This window comes from Rhizobacter sp. P2_H2, assembly GCF_056403375.1.
Window position 1 is genome coordinate 1 of sequence record NZ_JBFUFP010001229.1, and the last position, 1,482, is coordinate 1,482.

2 protein-coding genes are annotated in these 1,482 nt (G+C 58.2%); both read right to left on the reverse strand.

Going from position 1 to position 1,482, the window contains the following annotated elements:
• Positions 1-368 precede the first annotated feature (368 nt).
• Positions 369-770 carry a hypothetical protein gene (locus tag AC1D15_RS31840; RefSeq protein ID WP_477829199.1) on the reverse strand — a complete coding sequence of 134 codons (402 nt, stop codon included), beginning with the start codon at positions 768-770 and terminating at the stop codon, positions 369-371.
• Positions 771-884: 114 nt separating this feature from the next.
• On the reverse strand, positions 885-1,115 hold the full coding sequence (locus tag AC1D15_RS31845) for a hypothetical protein (RefSeq protein WP_477829200.1): 231 nt from the start codon (positions 1,113-1,115) through the stop codon (positions 885-887).
• Between the last annotated feature and the right edge of the window lie 367 nt (positions 1,116-1,482).

A 1,482-nucleotide genomic window follows, 5' to 3' on the forward strand; every position in this document is an offset into this window, starting at 1 on the left:
CTATTCATATTGATCGACGTCGATGCCGGAGGCCTGAATCTCCTCAGCACTCGCCGAACGAAGAGCATCCATAGCGTCGCAGTGAGGGCATCTTGCTACACCCTCACTCCGCCAACGTTCCTGCGGTTGAAGCAGGCGCGCGTCTGCAAACTGGGAGCCTTCCTCGGCACACTCGATGCTGATCCTGCCGCAACTGCAACACTTGATCAACAGCAACGAAGTGCCTTGTCCGCAAGCCGGGCAAGACCTTCTCAGATGCCAAGCAGGCGAATCGATTTGCATGGGACGGTCTCGGGAAAAAACTGGCGCGTCGGAGCGGCAACTAGCCTATCCGAAAGCCGTCGTCCGCGAGCTTCCGCTCGTGGCCGCTACCGGCGATCGCTGGCAGCCCACTGTTCGAAGAACTCCAGCTGCTGAGAAACGCTGGCGGGGATTACATCCGGACCTTCCGAGAAGATTTCGACCAGGTCAGCCGTTGAGGCATGCAGTCCAGGGCTCATTCTGTACGCCTTCAAGCCTACGCCCATGCTACGTGCCATCGCAGATGGATAGACATTCAGGCTAGAGCCATAGCAGAACAATCGTAGCCCTTTCTTCTCGAGTTGAAGCCGAATCAAACAGAGCGCTTCGAAGAAGTCGCAAGCGCTGGCCGAGATCTTTGAGCCTCGATAGCAGCACACTAGCCTGCACGAGTCGTTGACGACATGCTCGGCGATCGTGGCGATCTCGTCGTCCTCACCGCCGACGAGCCTAATCTTGTGAATCGTCACCTGACCCTCCCAGAGCGGATCTAGATGAGTCTACTGAAGTCGCCAAGCCGCAAAGCTGTCATATGCCAGCGGCAGCTCCTGGCCGGCTGCGGTACTCGTCACCGGCCTCATGCATCACGAGTAGATGATCGTGATTGACAAGAAGAACAATACAGCCAGTGTGAACGCCACCTGCTTCAGTCTCTTCTCAAAGAGCCGGGGATTCTTCCTGATCCATGCGACAGATGCGTCGACCTTGAGCCTGACCACGTGATCGACCGGCAAGAGCCGAGTAACTAGAACGGCAGCCCCACCGAGGGCCGCAACGATGATCAAGAACGAAGACATGAGAATGATGCTGGTCATGCTGTGGCGTCGAAGAGATGGTTGTGCGGACAGCCGCACCGATATGGCGTCGCGCAATGCTAGCGGGGCATAGGCTCATGCCAACACGGTGCTGCGCATCCAGAAGGAGTCATCCGCGAAAGACAGCTCGTGGCCGACTGTTGCCGGTCGCCCGCGGTGCCTGTTCGCCTGTAGGCGACCCGTAACCGCCTTCGCGTCAGTCGATTTCGACGGCGGAAAGCCGTCAGTCAACGTCAAGTCCATCGGCGGTAGAAGGCCCTCCGCTGGATCGAAGGCTTAGATGGACCGCTACCTTCCGCACGATCCACGGGACCGCTACGAACCACTGCCAATATCCGACTGCAACGCCAGCTAACCACATTGGGAC

Bases quoted from the DNA above. Each gene is read 5' to 3' on its own strand.
- AC1D15_RS31845 (WP_477829200.1), bottom strand. From the start codon at position 1,115: ATGACCAGCATCATTCTCATGTCTTCGTTCTTGATCATCGTTGCGGCC.